General features: G+C 48.4%; 17 protein-coding genes and 2 pseudogenes. 7 read left to right on the top strand and 12 right to left on the bottom strand.

Going from position 1 to position 20,103, the window contains the following annotated elements; translation table 11 throughout:
* Positions 1-209 precede the first annotated feature (209 nt).
* Positions 210-440 (top strand): hypothetical protein, encoded by a 231-nt coding sequence (locus M0413_RS04065; RefSeq protein WP_249553245.1) that lies wholly within the window; start codon positions 210-212, stop codon positions 438-440.
* On the opposite strand, the gene M0413_RS04060 is transcribed toward M0413_RS04065, so the two are convergent.
* From M0413_RS04060 to purT, 3 genes and pseudogenes are all read right to left on the bottom strand, one after another.
* Positions 407-2,686, bottom strand: coding sequence for a tetratricopeptide repeat protein (locus tag M0413_RS04060; RefSeq protein WP_249553244.1), 2,280 nt, complete (start codon positions 2,684-2,686; stop codon positions 407-409). The two genes, M0413_RS04065 and M0413_RS04060, sit on opposite strands and share 34 nt — an antisense overlap.
* Positions 2,676-4,199 carry a DUF3142 domain-containing protein gene (locus M0413_RS04055; protein WP_249553347.1) on the bottom strand — a complete coding sequence of 508 codons (1,524 nt, stop codon included), beginning with the start codon at positions 4,197-4,199 and terminating at the stop codon, positions 2,676-2,678. The genes M0413_RS04060 and M0413_RS04055 overlap by 11 nt, the downstream gene beginning before the upstream one ends.
* A gap of 229 nt (positions 4,200-4,428) precedes the next feature.
* Positions 4,429-5,598 (bottom strand): annotated as a pseudogene (gene purT / locus M0413_RS04050) (formate-dependent phosphoribosylglycinamide formyltransferase); the annotation flags it as partial.
* 216 nt (positions 5,599-5,814) lie between these two features.
* Between purT and M0413_RS04045 the strand changes: the two are divergent.
* The 4 genes and pseudogenes from M0413_RS04045 to M0413_RS04030 all read left to right on the top strand — a co-directional run bounded on the left by M0413_RS04045 (position 5,815) and on the right by M0413_RS04030 (position 10,114).
* Entirely contained in the window at positions 5,815-7,302 is a 1,488-nt protein-coding gene (locus tag M0413_RS04045) for an AAA family ATPase (protein WP_249553243.1), read from the top strand.
* A 219-nt stretch (positions 7,303-7,521) separates the two neighbouring features.
* Entirely contained in the window at positions 7,522-8,022 is a 501-nt protein-coding gene (locus tag M0413_RS04040) for a hypothetical protein (protein WP_249553242.1), read from the top strand.
* Between the two features lie 523 nt (positions 8,023-8,545).
* The gene (locus tag M0413_RS04035) at positions 8,546-8,959 is read left to right on the top strand and encodes a DUF3302 domain-containing protein (RefSeq protein ID WP_037421373.1); all 414 of its coding nucleotides are present in this window, start codon (positions 8,546-8,548) and stop codon (positions 8,957-8,959) included.
* Between the two features lies 1 nt (position 8,960).
* A pseudogene (locus tag M0413_RS04030) lies at positions 8,961-10,114 on the top strand (HlyD family secretion protein).
* Between the two features lie 124 nt (positions 10,115-10,238).
* Here the strand turns inward: M0413_RS04030 and M0413_RS04025 are convergent.
* The 4 genes from M0413_RS04025 to cysP all read right to left on the bottom strand — a co-directional run bounded on the left by M0413_RS04025 (position 10,239) and on the right by cysP (position 14,272).
* A complete protein-coding gene (locus M0413_RS04025) occupies positions 10,239-11,369 on the bottom strand; it encodes a sulfate/molybdate ABC transporter ATP-binding protein (protein ID WP_249553240.1) in 1,131 nt (376 codons plus the stop codon).
* Positions 11,366-12,235, bottom strand: coding sequence for a sulfate ABC transporter permease subunit CysW (gene cysW / locus M0413_RS04020; RefSeq protein ID WP_088586805.1), 870 nt, complete (start codon positions 12,233-12,235; stop codon positions 11,366-11,368). Before cysW ends, M0413_RS04025 begins: the two co-directional genes overlap by 4 nt.
* 9 nt (positions 12,236-12,244) lie before the next feature.
* Entirely contained in the window at positions 12,245-13,090 is an 846-nt protein-coding gene (gene cysT / locus M0413_RS04015; RefSeq protein ID WP_037429738.1) for a sulfate/thiosulfate ABC transporter permease CysT, read from the bottom strand.
* Positions 13,091-13,264: 174 nt separating this feature from the next.
* Positions 13,265-14,272 (bottom strand): thiosulfate ABC transporter substrate-binding protein CysP, encoded by a 1,008-nt coding sequence (cysP, locus tag M0413_RS04010; RefSeq protein WP_249553238.1) that lies wholly within the window; start codon positions 14,270-14,272, stop codon positions 13,265-13,267.
* Positions 14,273-14,481: 209 nt separating this feature from the next.
* Between cysP and cysM the strand changes: the two genes are divergently transcribed.
* Entirely contained in the window at positions 14,482-15,360 is an 879-nt protein-coding gene (cysM, locus tag M0413_RS04005) for a cysteine synthase CysM (protein WP_140906512.1), read from the top strand.
* A gap of 135 nt (positions 15,361-15,495) precedes the next feature.
* Here the strand turns inward: cysM and M0413_RS04000 are convergent, their stop codons facing one another.
* Entirely contained in the window at positions 15,496-16,032 is a 537-nt protein-coding gene (locus M0413_RS04000; protein WP_037429744.1) for a DUF4136 domain-containing protein, read from the bottom strand.
* Between the two features lie 147 nt (positions 16,033-16,179).
* Here M0413_RS04000 and M0413_RS03995 point away from each other — a divergent pair, with 147 nt between their 5' ends.
* Positions 16,180-16,488 (top strand): DUF1289 domain-containing protein, encoded by a 309-nt coding sequence (locus M0413_RS03995; protein ID WP_037429746.1) that lies wholly within the window; start codon positions 16,180-16,182, stop codon positions 16,486-16,488.
* A 42-nt stretch (positions 16,489-16,530) separates the two neighbouring features.
* Here M0413_RS03995 and M0413_RS03990 read toward each other — a convergent pair whose 3' ends face one another.
* The 4 genes from M0413_RS03990 to M0413_RS03975 are packed head-to-tail and all read right to left on the bottom strand — an operon-like array spanning position 16,531 to position 19,800.
* Positions 16,531-17,796 carry an ATP-binding protein gene (locus M0413_RS03990; protein WP_144376611.1) on the bottom strand — a complete coding sequence of 422 codons (1,266 nt, stop codon included), beginning with the start codon at positions 17,794-17,796 and terminating at the stop codon, positions 16,531-16,533.
* An 8-nt stretch (positions 17,797-17,804) separates the two neighbouring features.
* Positions 17,805-18,518, bottom strand: a complete 714-nt coding sequence (locus M0413_RS03985; protein ID WP_011073412.1) for a winged helix-turn-helix domain-containing protein — start codon at positions 18,516-18,518, stop codon at positions 17,805-17,807.
* Complete coding sequence (locus M0413_RS03980) at positions 18,518-18,910, bottom strand: DUF3019 domain-containing protein (protein WP_080612404.1); 393 nt, start codon at positions 18,908-18,910, stop codon at positions 18,518-18,520. The genes M0413_RS03985 and M0413_RS03980 overlap by 1 nt, the downstream gene beginning before the upstream one ends.
* 26 nt (positions 18,911-18,936) lie before the next feature.
* A complete protein-coding gene (locus tag M0413_RS03975; protein WP_037421340.1) occupies positions 18,937-19,800 on the bottom strand; it encodes a MipA/OmpV family protein in 864 nt (287 codons plus the stop codon).
* Between the last annotated feature and the right edge of the window lie 303 nt (positions 19,801-20,103).

Raw genomic sequence — 20,103 nt, 5'->3', positions numbered from 1 at the left:
AGGGACGCATCCTTCGGAAGCGATAGCAAATTTGTCAATGAGCACAAGGGGCTTTCAACTCCGTTGGGGGCGTCTTGGAGCATCCAAGGAGAGGAGGATAGGACGAGTAGTCCTCCTTGGTCGGGTGTGGGGTGAAGCCCCACGACTTTGATTTTGATTAAAGCATTCAAAATACGAAACACACTTTGGGGCATTAGCTTTTTAGCCAAATGAACAGTTCGATGGTCGTAAAGATTGCCATTGTTGCAACAGTGACCGTTGGCGGCATGGATGCCGCCGTCGAGCCTATAAGGACATATTCATGGCGTGTCACTGGGAAAACAATGGCAATTCTCCCTGTATTCCAGCAATTCATCAGCTCTGCTTTAGCGCCTTTCTTTGGTGATAAGAAAGGCGCTTTGTGTTTTTACTGTTTACGCTTTCTTCTGCGCCACGCGTAAGCGCCGAGTAGGGCGGCGATGATGGCAACGCTAACGGCCACAGGCTTTTTCAGTTTGTGGTAAATCGCATTCCACTCGGCGATTTGGTTGGCTTTTTCCCGTTCGACGGCGCGGTCAAAGTCTGGGGTTTCACACTGCGTACCAAAATTCTCGGCCCAAGGCACAAAGGGGCCGTTGGCGACGTATTTTTTATAGTAGCGTTGGGCGAGTTCATCATCGCGATATAACACCCAACCTGTGGCTTGGCATAATAGCGCCGCATAGGCTTGGCTGTTGTGGGGGACTAAGTCGGCGGCCTTGCTTGCCAGCTCGGCGGCTTGGTAGCGATAGTGGAAACGTTTATCGGGAATCGCTTGGCTGGCGCTGATGCGTTGCTGCTCTTTATCGCTGAGCTTATCCGCTGCATACCAATCCCTTAAGTCGAACATCCCGGCGTAAATCGAATAATCCGGCGCTAATTCAAAGCCTAAGATTTCCATGCCTTGATGACGCGCGAGTTCGGCGGCAGTCCAATAGGCGCGGGCACTCTCAATGCCCTTGCTACTCTTGGCTGTGGTCAATGCCTTGCCATACTCCTGCACATTGGCATTGAGTGTGGGATTACTGAAATAAGCAGGGGCTTCGGCAATCGCGCCTTCACGCAGTAAGCGACGACCCAGTAAGTAACGCAGGCGATTATTGAGTGGCTCGACACTGTCGTACCAATCGCTGTCCTTGGGATACTCGAAGTTCATTACCGGCACATGCTCGTCGACAAACAGCTTAAGCTCGGCGGTGGTGAGCACGCGCTCGGCCACATAGGCGATATCCTGCCAATACTCATCACCACTGGCGAACAGTTGGTTTAGGGCATCGACATATTCGCCCCGCTCAAGGGATAGCACGCCCTGCTCGGCGCGAATACGGCAATAGGTGGCTTGCTCTGCATCGGCTTCAATGGCCTGCTGCTGGGCATCCTGTTGGCTGGTAGTTGCGGTAGCAGCGTTCATATCCGTTGGGAAATGGCGCACCGCTTCGGCATAGGCCTTAGCGGCTTGGGCTTGATCGCCCTTTTGCATCATTAATTTTGCCGTGAGCCACCAAGTGAGTCCGCTGGGTTTAGCGAGGGCAATGAGGCGCTCGGCACTGGCATAGTCGCCCAACTGATAGTAAATCGCGGCTAACTTATCGCCTTGGCTCAGCATGAGGCCATCGGTTGGGAAGATGGTCAGGATCTTAGCGACCTGTTGACCCATTTCTGTAAGCTGTCCATCAAAGGCGAAGTCATTGGCGCTGCTCTGCCAGTAGGCGATAAGCAGTTGCTGCACGCTAGGCTGCTGCAATAAGGGTTTTAACTCTAAGAGATTTTTTGCCATTAGCGTGCGGCTTAACATCAATAACGAATCATAGCCACTGCTGTCGCCCTCGGCCGATTGAGTGGCATATAGCTCAATAATCTTATCCAGCGTCGCGGGATTTAAGGCCACATCAATTTTCGGCGGCTCATATTCCCCACGAGCCACTTCAATTTGAGCTTGGCCTTGATGCAGCAGAATATAAGCCTGTTCGCCAAGGCCGGCTAAGCTCAAACGCAGCGGATCGGCGGCGCCTTGAGTCACCTCAGCTTGTAGCTGCTGCAAGTAAGCATTGGCTTGGGCAAAATGGCTATTATCGTTGGCGCTTTTGCTCTTAATCAGCTCGATACGAGACAAGCTATACAGCGCCCACAGGCTGCGACCCGCACGCTCAGTCTCAGGTAGGGCGATGACCTTTTTAAAGTAATCGCTGGCTTTATCGTACTCTTTGGCATCAAACGCCATGGCGCCAAGGCTGTACCAGGTTAAGGCGGATGGTAAGGTTTCTTTTAACTGCGACGCCAGTTGTTCGGCCTCAGCCAAGCTTTGTGCATCACGCAGGCTATTAACTAGCGCAAGTTGAGCCTCGGATAACTCACTGTTTTCATAAGCGCGAGTCTGGGAAAGATAGCGACTGTGTGCCTCATCCCAAAGATACTCCTGCGCCGCTGGCGCCCCCTGAAACTGCCAAGCCAGTGGTTTGGCTAAACCGCTTAGCTGCTGGCTAAAACTGGTTTGCGGTAAATAGCTTAGGTTATTTTGCCTGTCTTGAGTCAACTGTAATGGGAAGTCGGGGCCACAGGCTAATAGCACAGGGGAGAAGAGACTTAACCCAATCAGGCTTGTTTGTTTTAATTTGGTTTTCCAGCGTGGAATAGCCTTCGCTGGCAATGAATTTGACTTATGGCGCATAAATTCCCTGTAAATGTAATGACTCACAACGTGCCCAGCCTATGACTCTGCGTCCATTTGGGCTTAGCTCGACCGCTGAGATTAAATTCGGCGCAAACTGCGAGGAGGCTGGTGCGGCTGCGCGCTCCTTTGAGGTGGCTTGCGGTAACTGCCACACTAATATTCCTTGGGTTAATTTGGCTTGATAACCGTTTTGCGCATCATACCCGCTGCACGCCTGCGCCGCTAGGGACAACTGGCTCGGTAACTTGCCCGCAAGATTGCCCTTATTGACTAACACCAGTTGAAATAAGCGGCTTCCCGGCGCCTCCTGTTGGGGCGACTCGGTATTGGCTTGGCTTAAGATTTCTAGCTCAATCTGCGGGGCGAGTGGTTGCTGCTTGGCGACGGCAATCAGGGTCGAGAGTGGCCAAACCCGTTTATCCCCTTCGAGGGGTAATCTAAACCAAATTATCCCCTTAAGCTTTGGGTCGGCAAAGGTGTGCAGTTTTTTTACAAAGGACTGCAACACCTGTGGATCGGCCATCAGCTCTTGACGCGCAAGATGCTGCGAAGATGCAGTGTCTACCAAAGGCATTTGCATCGGCACTTCACTCTCCACTCGATAACCCGCTGCCGTGCTATACACCGCCGAGCCGTAGGAGGGCAGGGCGATGAGATAGGGCACCTTAGCTAACCGTGACAGCTGCTCGACCCATTGCCAACCTTGGGTGGCGTCGAACAGCCCTAAACGTGGGTCGCTGACACTGTGAATTTGCAGTACCAGCTCATCGATACTGTCAAACAACGGCGGAAACTCTGGGCTGCTCATCCAAGCAGGCAATGAAGTAATACTGAGTTTTAGCGAGTGGGGTAATTGGCTTTTTAACTCGCGTAAAAAAGCGTTATAGGCCGCGAGTTTACTGCTGGCGCTATCGTGGTCGATTTCAATTCCCGCAAGCCTTGTGCCCTTTGCCTGCCAGTCTTGAATGAGCGCGAGGATTTTTTGGAGAGCTTCGCGATTATTTAGGCGCGTTAGTTGGCCATCTAATCTTATCACCGCCACTTTAGGGCGAGGATCGGCCTGTAACCAGGTATGGTTGACCTGCACTTCAAACCAGATATCCGCGCCATTGGGTTTGGGATGGGCTTGCAATGCTAGGATGCGAACGCCATTAAAGGTGTTTTGGCTTTCGACCAAGGCGCTTTGATTGGCATCGCGCCATTGCCGCTGCCAAACATACACCTCTTGGCTTAATTCACGCGGGGCGGCGGTGGCTGTTTTGATGCTCGATGTATCTTGATTCGCAGGCTGACAGGCACTAAGGGACACTAAGCCAAAGGATAACGCCAGTAACTGGGATAACCTGAGCAAAAGGAAAAGGGTGCGATGTATCGCTTGCAAGGATTTTGAGTGCTTGGGCTCAAAGCGCTTGGGTTCAAAGCGCTTGAGCTCAAAGTGCTTGGACTGAAAGCGTCTAGAGTGAAAGCGCTTAGAGTGAAAGAGAGTGGAATAACAACTGCGTAAATCCATGGGATAAGAGTAAAAGCCTAGCGTGGATTGTGCCAAATAGAGGGCTACTATGCCTCAAAACCACCTTGGATTGCATCAGGCTTTTGCATTAGACGCGAAATCAATTTGGCTGGATAAGATATGGCTGTTAACTCGGCTTTGATGCCTTAATAACGCGCCCAGCAACAGGCTGGGCGCAGTCATTATCGCCAAGGTATTGGCGACAAGTTGTTAAGCATTCATGCCTAGAAATCACTTTTACCTTAGATGCACTATCCAGCGCTTTGTTGACTGCGCTTTCGATATCTTTATCGCGGGCGAGGGCAACCCCTAAACGGCGGCGACCATCGATTTCAGGCTTAGCGAATAATCTGAGCTGAGTATTCTCCGCCGCCAAGGCATCGGCAAGACCTTGATAGCGAATGTTTTTCGATTTGCCTTCCACCAATACTACCGCTGAGGCGCTGGGGCCATGTTGGTGGATATTCGGGATCGGCAGGCCAAGAATCGCCCTGACATGCAGTGCAAACTCGGATAAATCTTGGCTAATTAAAGTGACTAAGCCGGTATCGTGCGGACGAGGCGAGACTTCAGAGAAGTACACATCACTGCCCTTCACAAACAGTTCTACCCCAAATAAGCCGTAACCGCCGAGGGCTTCCACCACTTTGCTGGCGATTGTTTGGGATTTTGCCAGCACGTCGGCCGACATGGCTTGAGGCTGCCATGATTCGCGGTAGTCGCCGTCTTCTTGTCTGTGGCCAATCGGCGCGCAGAAGTGGATACCGTTAACCGCACTAATGGTTAATAGGGTGATTTCGTAATCGAAGGGGATAAAGCCTTCAACAATAACGCGACCACCGCCTGCGCGGCCGCCTTCTTGGGCGTATTGCCAAGCTTTGGCGCTTTGAGCCGTATCGCGGATAACACTTTGGCCCTTGCCCGATGAACTCATCACGGGTTTTACCACGCAGGGCACCCCAATTTTGCTAATCGCTTGATTAAATTCGGTTTCAGTGTCGCAGAAGAAATAGGGCGACGTCGGTAAACCTAAGGTTTCAGCGGCGAGGCGGCGAATGCCTTCTCTATCCATAGTGAGCTTAGTTGCGCGCGCGGTCGGCACCACATTGAGGCCTTCGGCCTCCATCTCAACTAGGGTTTGAGTGGCAATAGCTTCAATTTCGGGGATCACTAAGTGGGGCTTTTCTAGCTCAATAACGGCGCGAAGGGCCTTGGCATCGAGCATATTGATCACATGGGAGCGATGGGCTATTTGCATCGCGGGGGCGTTGGGATAACGATCAACGCCTATCACTTCAACACCTAAGCGTTGTAACTCAATGGCGACTTCTTTACCTAGCTCACCGCAGCCAAGCAACATGGCGCGTCGAGCGCCCTCTGTGTAGGGAGTTCCTATCATCGTGTGGGTACCTTTTTATATTGGGATAATTGACGCCTTTGGACGTTCTTGGGCCATAGTCTACCCCGATTGGCGGCAAAGCATGAGACTGAAATTAACAACTGTGTTTTTGATCAAGCTATTTAAGGGGGATTAGTGCTTGGCATGGTAAAAGTCCTGTTCACTCGCTGGTTTTATGTTAACTTTTGGTTTCATAACGGATTATGGACTTAAGATATGCAAGACATTCGCGATTTGACCGCTGTACTACGCTCTAAAACGCCCATAGTGGTGATTGAAACCTATGAAGAATATCGTGTTGTTGACATGCTTAAGCGAATCGCGAATGTACTCTATCAGCCGCTATTTACTTGGAGTATTACCCAAGGGCTTACGCGGGTTGATAAGCCGATGCCTGCACAGAAATTTAATACTGAACCCAGCGATATCTTGGGGCAGATTAAAGCGACGACCCAGCAGGGGATTTATGTGCTCTGTGATTTTCATCCCTTTGTGATTGATGCGCCAAAGAATGTCCGTCTGCTGAAAGAAATCGCCCTCGAATACGATGCGCTGCAACATACGCTGGTGCTAGTGAGTCATGCCTTTGAGATCCCGCCCGAAATTAAGCGTTACTGCGCCTATTTTCAGCTTACCCTGCCGAGTACCTCGCAGCTTGAGAACCTGATTTATCTTGAGGTGGATAAAGTGCGCACCCAAGGCATGCCATTGAATGTGGATGATAAAGCCGTGATTAAACTGGCGGAAAACCTGCGCGGTGTGACCTTAGATGATGCCAGACGATTGATCCATAAAGCGATTGTGGATGATGGCGCCATTACTCACTCAGATGTGGATCTGATTAATAAAGCCAAATTCCAGCTGCTCGATCTTAATGGCATATTGCAATTTGAGTACGACACCAGTGATTTTTCGCAGATTGCTGGATTACATAATCTCAAAAAATGGTTAAAACAGCGCGCGCCAGCGGTGCAGATAACCACCGATGCCAAGGCTGCGGTACAACCCGATGCGCCAAAGGGGGTGTTATTACTCGGAGTGCAGGGCAGTGGCAAAAGTCTTGCGGCCAAAGCGGTGGCGGGTGTGTGGCAGCGGCCCTTGCTCAGACTCGATATGGGCGCCTTATATAACAAATACATAGGTGAAACAGAGAAGAATCTGCGTAACGCTCTCGAATTGGCCGATATGATGTCTCCTTGCATCCTTTGGATTGATGAAATAGAGAAAGGCTTAAGCGGCAGTAGCAGTGATGAGGGCACTTCGACCCGCATTCTTGGCACACTATTAACTTGGATGGCGGAGCGTAAGTCTGAGGTGTTTGTGGTCGCCACCGCTAACGATATTCAAGCCCTGCCGCCCGAGCTGATGCGTAAGGGGCGAATGGATGAAATCTTCTTTGTCGATTTACCCGATGAGGCCATACGCAAAGCAATTTTCTTGATCCATTGCCAGCGCCGCGGTATCGATGTGACTCGGCTCGATCTTGCCCAGCTTTCGCGCCACAGCCAAGGGTTTTCGGGGGCTGAAATCGAGCAGGCGGTGATCGCCGCCATGTACAGCGCCCGCAGTTTAGCGCGAACGCTCGACCAAGACATGTTGTTAGAAGAGCTGACCAAAACCAAACCTTTATCCATCTTGATGGGCGATAAGATTAATGCCCTAAGACAATGGGCTGCGGGGCGCACAGTCAATGCCCATGAGTAGTAATTGGGCTGGTAATCGCTGATTTATATGTGGCGGCTTATGGGGCATCGCTTCTTATCCGCCATAAAGCGACTTTAGATTTTAGGGGTGGCTTTTGGTTGGGGAAAGAGTTGGGTATCATCACAGTCGATGTTAACTTGCTGGTGGATATAGATTATTTTTCAGTTTCTAATGGCAAGTTTTTAGTGTGAGTAATATTTGCCGTTTGAGCTGTACAGCATGATAAGCAGGGAAGAGATGAGTTTTGAGCAAGAGTTTACAGAAAAAGTCGGTGGCTACTTAGACAATCTCACCGATGAGTTACAGCCCATTCTTAAGCAACTGATTGAGCATGATTATCCCCAAGAGGTGGTCACGCTGGCGTTTGAAGTCTTTGTCGATAGTTTTTCATCCCAATTCCCGGTGCGGGTATTTTTTATGGATAAAGATAACACCGAGTATTTTATTGATATCGATGGCAAGGCCGCATACCCTTCACCAGTCAATCCGAATTTGCTCGACATAGACCATGTCTATCCCGATGAGTTTGAAGAGGAATATATCGAAAAGGATGAGGACCTTGACCCTTGGCAGATTGCGGCAAACGCGCTTATTGAGTGGTTCTCCAAGTGCTGGATTGCGGCAGGTGGCAAAAGCTTTAAATTAAAAGCTAATATCGCTCCCCATGATAGCCACTATGAGTTCAATTTAGTTGAAAGTCAGTGGCAAGAACGATGCTAACTCGCTTGAGGTTAAAAGCTTTTAAATCAAATATTTGGTTGTTGTGATTCTTGGGTTAATGCTCAGACTGAAGCCGTGATATCGTTATCCAGCCTTGGTTTGCTCGCCTCTACATCGGGAGTAACCCCATAGAAATCTAAGCTGACATTACCTATCTGCAAATCTCGTCTTTGCTTACTTTACGCGTTGCTCACTCACGCTAGCCTCATTTCGATACAAGACATAAAGGCCTAGGCTTTTGAGCTATCCCAGTCTCGTCTCTTGCCGTATTTGGCAAGCCATAATTCATATCTTAGCGATAGCAATTTGTCGACACTGGCCGCCTTTCCTTGGATGCCATTTGTCGCATCGCAATAAACCATTGTGTTTTTGATCAAGCTATTTGGATGGTTTTGTTGCGAATTTGTCATTCTGGTGTAGAACTATATGGTGTCTCAAATTGAAAGACACTGTGTGGCAAAGAGCGATTTTGGTAAAGAATGTTTTACCGAAATAAGGAATGGGAAGGGAGTGGGAGCTGAGCATGTTTCTGGATTATTTTGCCTTAGGTATTTTGTTTTTTGTCGTAGTGGTGATTTTTTATGGCGTGATTGCCATTCACGATATCCCTTATGAAATTGCGAAAAAGCGCAATCATCCCCAGCAGGATGCATTGCATATTGCGGGCTGGGTAAGTTTATTCACGTTACATGCAATTTGGCCTTTTTTATGGATTTGGGCGACCTTGTATCGAGAGGACCGAGGCTGGGGATTTAGCACTGTGATGAAGCGCGAGCAGGCATTGGAGGATGATGTTAAAGCGCTAAGGGAAACAGTCATGGCCTTACAGGCAAAGCTTGAGCAACTTGAATCGGCGCCTATTCCCACTCCGGCAGCAGCAAGCGTTGAGACCATTGCTGCAACTTCCACTGTCGTAAGCCCAAAAGCCGAGGTATAACATGGATTTACTATTGATATTAACCTATGCCTCCTTTTGTATTGTGATTTTTAAAGTCTTTAAGATCCCGATGAACAAATGGACAGTGCCAACCGCCGTATTAGGAGGCGTGATTCTTATCGGGGCGCTGTTGCTGATAATGAACTACAACCATCCCTATTCACGTTTTGCGCGGGAATACTATGTGACTATTCCCATTACGCCTGCTGTCAAAGGCATAGTGACTTCTGTTGATGTCAAACCTAATACGCCGATTAAACAAGGGGATGTGCTGTTTCGCATCGATCCAACGCCCTATGAAGCTGTTGTTAAAACTAAAAAAGCAGCGTTGTTAGCTGCGGAGCAAGAGGTGCCACAACTTGAGGCTGCATTGGAAACCGCTAAGGCAAATGTGGCGAGAGTTGCCGCAGATAGAGATCGCAATAAGTCAGCCTATGATCGTTATGAACAAGGCCATCGTAAAGGTGGGGCTAACTCGCCTTTTACTGCGCTGGAATTAGACAATAAACAACAATTGTATTTAGCCTCTGAAGCACAACTTACTGCGGCGCGAGCGGAAGAGTTACGTGCACGTCTTGCCTATGAGTCCAATGTGGATGGGGTTAATTCTAAAGTTGCCGGACTACAGGGTGATCTTGAAAGCGCACTCTATAATCTCGAGCAAACTGTTGTGCGGGCGCCCGCCGATGGTATTGTCACCCAAATGGCGCTGCGTCCAGGGGCGATGGCGGTTCCCTTACCTTTACGGCCGGTGATGAGTTTTATCCCCGATGAACAGCGGTATTTTGCTGGTGCATTCTGGCAAAATTCGCTGCTGCGTTTACAGGAGGGCGATGAGGCCGAAGTGGTATTAGATGCGGCGCCTGGACAAGTGTTTAAGGGCAAAGTCGCTAAGGTGCTCCCTGCGATGGCAGAGGGTGAGATCCAGATGAATGGCACGCTGCAATCGTCCAATCAGCCAATCAGCTATTCCAAACAGGGCGGGTTATCGTATTAATCGATATTGAAGACGATGCGATACGCCGTCAATTCCCAGCTGGAGTAGCGGGACAAGTGGCTGTGTATAGCGAACATTTTCACCATGTCGCTGTGATGCGCAAAGTGCTGCTACGGATGCAGGGCTGGTTAAACTATCTGTTCTTCGATGGTCACTAGTGGGAGTGTTAATCTAACCACTTTGCTTGGATCTGGTTTTAAGCTGTTTGAGAGTGACTAAAAAAGCGCTGACAAGACTGTCAGCGCTTTTTTGTTGTATGCAGTAGGTGAATGCTGGCTGCGATTAAATATCGAAGACTAAGCTGCCCGGCGGCAGGAAGGGCCAGCTTTGACGGATAGGCGAACCATCACCTTGTTCAGCAAAGAAATAAGCCGTTCTTGGGGTGGCGTAGACCACACTGCCTTTTTGCAGCCCTAATTCTTGCAGATGGTGGTGGGTAAAGGTGGCTTCCCACAGTTCTTCACTCTGCCAGCCGATAGGCGCCAGTTCGACACGCACTTCTGCGCCAACCGGTGTTATCGCCACTATGGTAAAAGGAATATGGGCTTGGCTATTGGGTTTATCCGCCAGTGCCAGCTCATGGCTACGCACATAGAGCGCGCCGTTTTGTTGCAGTGGCGCTTGCTCAGGAGGCACTAAGAAGGCGTCACCATTGGTCCAACGATTCTGTTGCCAGCTCGCCTCAAACCGATTGACGTTACCCAAGAAATCAAACACAAAGCGGCTATTGGGCTGGGCATACAACTCAATGGGCGTATTAACCTGTTCAATATGGCCGTTGCTCATCACCACCACTCTATCGGAAAGCTCTAAGGCTTCGTCCTGATCGTGGGTCACAAACACGCTAGTGAATTTCAGCTCATCGTGAAGGCTGCGCAACCAGCGGCGCAGTTCTTTACGCACCTTGGCATCGAGGGCGCCAAAGGGTTCGTCGAGTAACAGTACTTCGGGCTGAGTCGCTAAGGCGCGAGCCAAGGCGATACGCTGTTTTTGTCCGCCCGAAAGCTGCTCAGGGTAGCGCTGGGCTAAATGACCAAGTTGCACCATTTCGAGTAAATGGCTGACGCGCTTTTGGATTTCGGCCTTAGAAGGTCGCTGATTTTTCGGAATGACTTCGAGCCCAAAGGCGACGTTGTCGGCGACCGTCATATGGCGGAACAGGGCGTAGTTTTGAAACACAAACCCGACTCTGCGATCGCGTACATGCACTTGGGTCACATCGCGATTACCGAAATGGATTTGGCCGCTATCTGCGCCCTCAAGGCCAGCAATAATCCGCAATAGGGTGGTTTTCCCCGAGCCAGAAGGGCCGAGAAGACCTATCATCTCGCCTTCTTGAATATCCAGATTGAGCGGCGAGAGCGCCTGAAATTGGCCAAATTTTTTGGAAATATTAGTTAAACGAATACTCATAATGATTGGCTCTGCTCTTGGTTGTCATTGGCGGATAAGCTGCGTTGTTGGCGCCACTCTACTAAGGCTTTTAGCAGTAAGGTAAATAGGGCGATCAAGGCAAGCAGTGACGCGCTCGCGAAGGCGGCTTCGGCCTGATAATCTTCGTAAAGTAATTGCACATGCAAAGGTAAGGTGTTGGTTTCACCACGGATATTGCCAGATACCACGGCAACGGCACCAAACTCACCCACGGCTCTGGCGTTGGTGAGGATCACCCCATAAATCAGCGCCCACTTGATATTGGGCAGAGTCACGCGGCGAAACAGTTGCCACCATGAGGCGCCAAGGATGACTGCGGCTTCTTCCTCCGATGCACCCTGTTGCTGCATCAAGGGGATTAATTCTCGGGCAACAAAGGGGCAAGTCACGAAAATGGTGACTAACAAAATGCCCGGCCAAGCAAACATGATCTGTAAATCGTGCTCAAACAGCCAAGCGCCAAGCCAGCCACTGTTGCCGTAAAGCAGTAGATAGAGTAAGCCTGCGACCACGGGCGATACGGCAAAGGGGATATCAATCAAGGTAATGAGTAACTTACGCCCCGGAAACTCAAAGCGTGTCACGCTCCAAGCGAGCAGTACCCCAAACACTAAGTTTATCGGCACAGTGAGCGCCGCGACTATCAGGGTCAGCCCGATGGCGTGGAGTGAGTCGGGTTGGCTCAGATGCTCGATATAACGCTCCCAGCCACCGACAAAGGCTTGCTGGAAAATACTGACTAACGGCAGCAGTAATAACACCATGGCCAAGAAGACTGCAAGGGTGATTAGGCTCCATTTGATAAGGGGCGCTTCACCGACTCTTAAAGGTTTAAATGAGTTCATGGTGGCTCCTTATCGGCCGTGAATGCGGCGTAAATAACGCGCTTGCCACAGGTTAATCAACAGTAACAGCAGTAAAGATGTTATCAGCACGATAGATGCAATGGCACTTGCGCCAGCAAAATCAAACTCCTGTAAACGAACAAAGATCATCAATGAGGTGATTTCACTGATGTAGGGCATATTACCGGCGATAAAAATTACCGCGCCAAATTCTCCAAGACTGCGGGTAAAAGACAGTGCCGTGCCAACCATTAAAGCTGGCCACAGAGAGGGCAAAATCACCCGCCAAAACACCGCGCTATCGGTTGCGCCTAAGGTCATGCCAGCTTCTTCTTCATCGTGGGATAACTCTTCCAATACGGGCTGGACGGTGCGCACCACGAAGGGAATGCTGGTGAAGATCATCGCGACCACAATCCCCAATGGCGTGTAGGCCACTTTGATGCCAATTTCGGCCAATAGGCTACCAATCTGACCATTTTCAGCATAGAGAGTGGCTAAGGTAATACCCGCGACGGCTGTGGGTAAGGCAAAGGGTAAATCGACTAAGGCGTCGAGGAGGCGTTTACCTGGAAACTCATAACGAACCAATACCCAGGCGAGTAATAGCCCGAAAAGACAGTTAAATAGGGAGGCGGCCAGTGCCGACAAGATAGTGACTTTGTAGCTTGCTAGTACGCGGGGATCGGTAATCACGCCCCAATACTCGGCCCAGCTCATCTGGCTAGTTTGCATAATCAGGCCTGTGGTGGGGAGCAAGAGAATCAAGCTGACAAACAGCAAAGACACACCTAGGCTGATACTAAACCCCGGCAAAACCCGCTTGTGGCGTAAGCGCCCATTATTAAATATCACTGAATAACCACCCGATAAGGTTAATGGAGTTAATCCAATATTATTATGCCATTAGCACGTTATTGCTCAATCGCGATAAAGACTGCTGATGTTTATCTTTATTGCGATATAACCACAAAACCCGGGACATTGCCCGGGTTGTAGGTTTGATGACTTAGGTACCCAAGCGGATGATCAACGCTTTAATAACTGATCCAGTTTAGCGCCATTGGCAAATTGGGTCTTCATCGCGTTGTCCCAGTTACCAATGATTTGTTCAACGGTCATTAACTCCACCGCAGGGAACTGTTTGGTAAATTCGGCAACCACTTTCTCATTGTGAACGCGGTAGTTAAATCCGGCTAACAAACGTTGTGATTCTTCACTGTAGAGATAGGTTAGATACTCGGTCGCTAATTCTTGCGTGCCGTTACGCTTAGCATTTTTCTCTACTACGGCAACGGGGAATTCTGCCAGAATCGAGGTTTTAGGCACGACAACTTGGTAATCATCGGCGCCATATTGCTGACGAATATTGTTAACTTCAGATTCGAAGGTGATCAACACATCGCCGATGCCACGCTCAACAAACGAAGTGGTTGCACCACGGCCGCCTGTGTCAAACACGGCAACGTTACCAAGGAACTTTTTCAAAAACGTATCTAAAGAAGCCTGATTATCTTTGCCATAGTTTTTCTGGGCATAACCTAAGGCGGCTAAATAAGTGTAACGAGCATTACCCGAGGTTTTTGGATTCGGGAACACCAGCTTAACGTCATCTTTAGCTAAATCATTCCAGTCGCTGATTTGTTTTGGATTGTCCTTACGCACTAAAAACGCGATGGTAGAGTAGTAAGGTGAACTGGCATTAGGCAGCAGTTGTTGCCAGTTTTCAGGGATCAACTTGCCGCGATCATGCAGAATTTGTACATCGGTGACTTGGTTAAAAGTCACCACATCCGCGGGTAAGCCTTGCAGAATCGAGCGAGCCTGCGCTGAAGAACCTGCATGAGACTGTTTGATTTCAACCGTTTTACCGGTTTTTTCTTGCCAATGTTTAGCAAATACTGGGTTATAGGCACTAAATAATTCCCGTGAGATATCGTAAGAGGAATTAAGTAAGGTCTGATCGGCGGCTGCGGCATTGAGGGAAGCGCCCAGTAATAGGGTTCCTAGCAGGGCCTTAGTGAATTTTACTGGCATTTTGTGCTCCTTAATCTGGCAACTGTGTCAGGGTATAGAGATAGAGTAATTGAAGTTTTTACTTATAAAAAGCTAGTTAAATAGAACTTTTTTGAATAACTATGAGCAATTAATTGTATGCCATAGGTGATATTCATCGTGTTTGTTGTGGCTAAGCCCCTTAAAATATCCCTATGCGAGTTGCTTTTATCAAATAAAGGATAAACCCTGTGTCTGACTTTATGACTATTGAAGCCTGTATCGGGCAAACGCCGCTAGTTCGTCTGCAACGGTTGGATTGCGGGAGCTCTACGGTACTGTTAAAGCTAGAGGGCAATAATCCTGCTGGCTCGGTAAAGGATCGTGCCGCACTGAATATGATTAACCAGGCGGAGCTTCGCCAAGAAATCGCCCCAGGTGATACTTTGATTGAAGCCACCAGTGGTAACACTGGGATTGCCTTAGCGATGGCCGCAGCGATTAAGGGCTACAAGATGATCTTGATTATGCCGTCGAATTCGACCCAAGAGCGTAAGGATGCCATGCAGGCGTATGGCGCCGAGCTGCTGCTGGTGGACAATATGGAAGCTGCGCGGGATTTGGCCTTAGATCTTCAGGCTCAAGGCAAAGGTAAGGTACTGGATCAGTTCAATAATCAAGATAACGCAAATGCGCATTTTCTCACAACTGGCCCAGAGATTTGGCAGCAGAGCCAAGGCAAGATCACTCACTTTGTTTCTAGCATGGGTACCACAGGTACCATTATGGGCGTGTCGAAATACCTAAAAAGCCGCAACCCCGATATCACCATTGTCGGGCTACAACCCGCTAATGGCAGTTCTATTCCGGGGATTCGCCGCTGGCCGCAGGAATATTTGCCGGGTATTTTTGATGCCGCCCGTGTCGATGCCGTGATGGATATAGAAGAGCAAGATGCCAAAGCCATGGCAAGAACTTTAGCGCGTGAAGAAGGTATTTGTGCTGGCGTGAGTTCTGGCGGCGCGGTATTTGCGGCGCTTGAGATAGCGAGGCAGAATCCGAGGGCCGTTGTGGTTGCGATTGTGTGCGATAGGGGCGACCGTTATCTATCATCTGGGTTATTTTCTTAAGCCGCGTTTTATCCACTGATCCTCGCATTTGGGATTTCTTCTGCAATAAAAATGGGCGTGTATCGCCCATTTTTATCACTTATTGCTTAAGCACTCATAGTTTCAAGCATCGCTTAAATCATCATGGCCCAATGATTATGGCTGCGGTGGAAACTGCGCCAAAATCCGGCTTACCGCCTTAGCGGTGTCTTGGGCTTTTTTATCGCCGCCCGCATCAAAATCGAAACTATCGGTACCGCGCCAAATCAGCTTATTGGTTTTAGCATCGATAATATCAATTTGAATGGTTTGAATTTTTGCTGTGTCACTGCCAAGAGGCACGCCAACGCTGGTGCCTATGCCAATGCCGCCAGAACGGCCAAAACTGCCCGTGCCTAAGCCTATAGATAGACCTGAGTCTTTAGGCTTGTCTTGGGTCAGTAAGCCATAGGCGACTTTAAAATCGGGGGAAGAAGCATTTTCGGTAAAGCCTTTTTGGCTTAATTGCTGGGTGATTTCGGTTTGAATACGCTGGGCACTGAGCGGATCGTCGTTGGGCTGTGGAGCAAGCTGCGAGAAACTCTGCAATGCCTTAAAGTTATAATTGAGATCGTAATCGTTTTTCGGCTTAGTGCTGCAAGCACTTAAAAAGACCGTGGCGATGAACAAACTGGCGATGTATTTGTATCTCATCATTGCACTCCAAATTGTACGAACAGTATTCAATGTGCCTTGATTAACAGTAAGACTGCAAGTAATTTAGTGAAAAGTGTTTGATTTTTGTTAAGTATAGAAGGTCACACATTTTACGTACTTAAACTGGCAGAGTAGCCCAAGATCATGGAACAGTTAGCCTTTTTCGATATTCCTAGCCCTTGTATCGGTGTATGCCAAACCGATGCGCGGGGCTATTGTAAAGGTTGCCTGCGCAGTCGTGATGAGCGGTTTAATTGGTTGCATTTTACCGATGCAGAAAAACATGATGTGATCCGTTTATGTCATCAACGGAAACGTCGGCGGGAGTTGGCCTTGTATAAGGCGCGTCAGCAAGCGCTTGAGCAGGAGAGAGCGGCGCTTAATCCACAGCTTGATTTTGCGCCACAGACCGCCGCAGAGTTGGATTTAGGCGATCTTGCTCTCGACGAATAATCTCAATGAGCCTTTTTGATAAGATGATACAAACTAGAGGCGCTAAATTTGCCGCTTTTTCGGCCAGCTTAAGGTGAAACGCGTCTGGGCTGGATGGCTGGTGACATTGACCTCCCCCTGATGACGCTGCATGATCCGTTTGATAATCGCTAAGCCTAAACCATGACCCTTATTGCCATTTTGCACCGATTGGCTGCGGTAAAAGGGTTCGAACACTTTAGGTAAATCCACCTCAGGGATAGGCTCTCCATCATTGCTCACACTTAGTGTTACCCGTTGCTGGGTTTGGCTGACTTCAATCAAGATTTGATGGCGAGCAAAACGCTGTGCATTGGTCAGTAGATTTTGCAGTGCTCGCTCAATCAATGCTGGTTCGCCAAATAAGGGCAGGGTCTCTATATCTGTATGCAAGGTTATTGGGGTTTCACTCAATGCACTTAAACGTTTAATGGATTGATTAATCAAGGTGATAAGATCGTATTCATCTAGAGGCATTTCACGCTGGGATTCTAAACTGGCGTAGGTGAGTAATTCTTGCAGTAGGTTTTCCATTTCCTTAATGTCGAGCTGCATTTCATTGAGAAAATCCTGACGCTTTTGTTCGTCAGAGTCAGGTTGGCAGTACATTGGCATTAAGGCGAGGGCGAATTTAAGTCGCGCAAGGGGGGTGCGAATCTCGTGGGAAACCGCATTGGACAAATGTTTTTGGTTTTCAATCAATGCGCTGATATGCCTCGCCATTTCATTAAAGGTATTGGCTAAGGGTTTTACCTGAGAGCGGTTCGAGAGATTGATGCGAGTATCCCATTTGGCTTCGCCAAAATCCTTTGTGGCCTTACGCAATATGCTTAAGTCCCGCGAGAGTGGTCCTACCCAAATCAAAGCGACGAGTGCGAGTGACAGATAGAAAAACAGAGTGAATAAATTACGCAGATCGGCTCTGGGGTCTATCTCAATAGGACCCGCCATTAATACTTGTTCACCTACCTGTATAAACTGGAATTGTTCGCCCTCACTGGTCGTGGTGGTGACTACATGATTGGGTGTCAGAACTTGATCTTTCGCCAGTGCAATTTGATCTGGACTGAGTAGATTTAACGGCAGCTGACTATCGGTTGTGAGTGCTTCTAAGTAATCGTGGCGACTCTCCTCTGGAAGCTGAGTCAACAGCTGGGCAAATGCAACCAGAGGAGCATCTAAGGGATTATTTTCATCTACATTTTTCTTCCATAGGCTGTCCAGTGTCCAGCCTATGCCCAGAAAACTGAGACTCAGCAGTAAATATAAGCTGATAAAGAGACGTTTCACGGGAGTTCTTAGTTGTTCCAGGCCTCAGGGGCGAATAGATAGCCTTGTCCCCAAACGGTTTTGATTCTGAAGGGGGTCTCAATATTGTCGTTGAGTTTTTTGCGAAGTCTTGAGATCCGCACATCAATTTTTCTGTCTTTACCATCAAAATCAATATTGAGTAGTAATTGATAGATATATTGACGACTCAGCACTTGTCCCGCCTGCGAGGCCAGCAACCACAGGAGTTCAAACTCATGGCTGGTGAGATCGACTTCTTTGTTGTCGAGTCGAATTGCATGGGTATGGGGATCGATACTGAGTTTACCAAAAGTCAGGCAATGGGATTCGGCCTGAGGCGGTTGGTTTTGGCGGCGTAATAGGTTGTTGATACGGGCAACCAGCAGGGCAGGATCAACGGGTTTAACCACATAGTCGTCGGCACCGAGTTCTAGTCCCTTGATCTGATCTTCGCTCGAGCCTAAGGCACTCATCAACAGGATCGGGCCAGCAAAGTAATCGGGTAACTTTTCGCACAGGCTAAGGCCATCAATTCCTGGCAACATAATGTCTAGCAGGATGATATCAGGCTTATAGTTGATTAAGCGGGTTAACACTGTGTCGCCACGACGCTCTACTTCAACGTGCATGCCGTGGGATTTCAAATAATCTACGATTAAATTCGCGAGACGGACATCATCTTCAACCAATAACACTCTGTGGGGTGATTGTGGATTCGTCATTAAAATAAACTCCAAGGGTTACGGTAACGTCTGCGCACCTGAGGCTGCGAGGTCGACGTGATTTTTAATTTGGCTCCAGCCAGTGTTTGGTTAGTATCCTTACTGACCAGAACAAAGTGAATATCGTTTAGCGTACTGACATTCAATGTGATTTCATGTTGTTCTAGCGATTCGCTGCACCATTTAGGATAGGCATTGTTGTCAGATAAGATACAAACCAGCTCATTTTTAGCGAGTTGCCACTGCAACTCTACACGGATTTCACAGGCTTGGTTTTCATCCCCCGTGATACAGATTTCAGGGGTCAGTTTTAATTTTGACTCTTCATTTGGAGCGGCAAGCGCATGAGTCGGTCCCATTAAGCTAACGCTTAGACCGAATATGCATAGCATCCTAATATGAAGGGGCGTCACTCTTGTTAAAACCTATACGCTGCGCCAATAAAATAAGTACTGCTATAGTCTTGATTGAGCAAGGGACTGGCGGCTATTTCATCTGCAATTTGTGTGTAGCGGAACGCAAAGAGCATATCCCAGTTATCAGTTAAGATATAACGGGCTGTCATTTCGACCCCTTTATTCCAGCCAGCATCAGCATGGTAATGTTTGCTCCAATAATCATTTTCACTCGGGCGTACACCATAGTAATAGTCGACGACGTTGGTACTTTTCCAATCAAATACGAGTGACATATCCATTACCCAGCGGGTTAAATGCCAACCATAGGTCCATTTAATTTGCGCTTCAGCGCCTTGATGCACATCAAACATATCATGGGTGTAGGCTAACCTAACTACGCCTAATGGGGTATAAATAAATGCTTCAGCGCCACCTAATAACGTAAAGTTACGCGATTCTAAGGAATTAAACACGGGTTCGGGTTCACTGCTGAGAACTGTCTTGGTCGAGAGCATTCTCGCCCCATCCTGTGAACTTCGCTCCAAAAAGATATTCGAAGGGTCCCAGCGATAGAAATAAGCTCTATCCATGCTATAGCTGGTCACTAAGTTGACGCTGAAATATTGCTGCTCAACTAAGCTATAGCCTAAGTTACCGTTATCAAAAAACCAATGGTCACCATAGTAAGCTACAGTTGGGATAAAAAAGACCGGAATATCATCAAAATCCCTAAGAGGGTTGGTTTTTTGTCCCCAACCGACCGCCACGCCTAAATCCCAGTTGCGCATTTCAATACATTCATCTTTAGTGACGCACGGTTCTTTGGCCATTCCAATTGAAGGTAGGCTAAGCGCGGTGAGTAAGATTAATAATGTTCGATACATGATATGCGTTCGGATTTAATGACAGTCGGTAATGGGCAACAGATTAGCATTTTATGCTTAATTCCACAGTGCTTTCACCTGAAGGGATGCAAAATGATACAGATATCATACAAATAGCATATATGTAGATCTCGTAATCAATTGAAAGACATCATAAAAGCATAAAATGCACTTACTTAGCGCTTTTGTCGACGTTGGTGTGTTGTATTTATACTGTTTTGCTTTTTGGGTGTTGGTGTTACTAATTTGGGTTGGTGCAGCAAATAAAATGCCATTCATTGTCGGAATGGCATTCGTAAAACT

Source organism: Shewanella sp. 8A (assembly GCF_023475945.1).
Lineage (GTDB): Bacteria > Pseudomonadota > Gammaproteobacteria > Enterobacterales > Shewanellaceae > Shewanella > Shewanella xiamenensis.
This window is presented reverse-complemented; position numbering and strand designations above follow the sequence as displayed.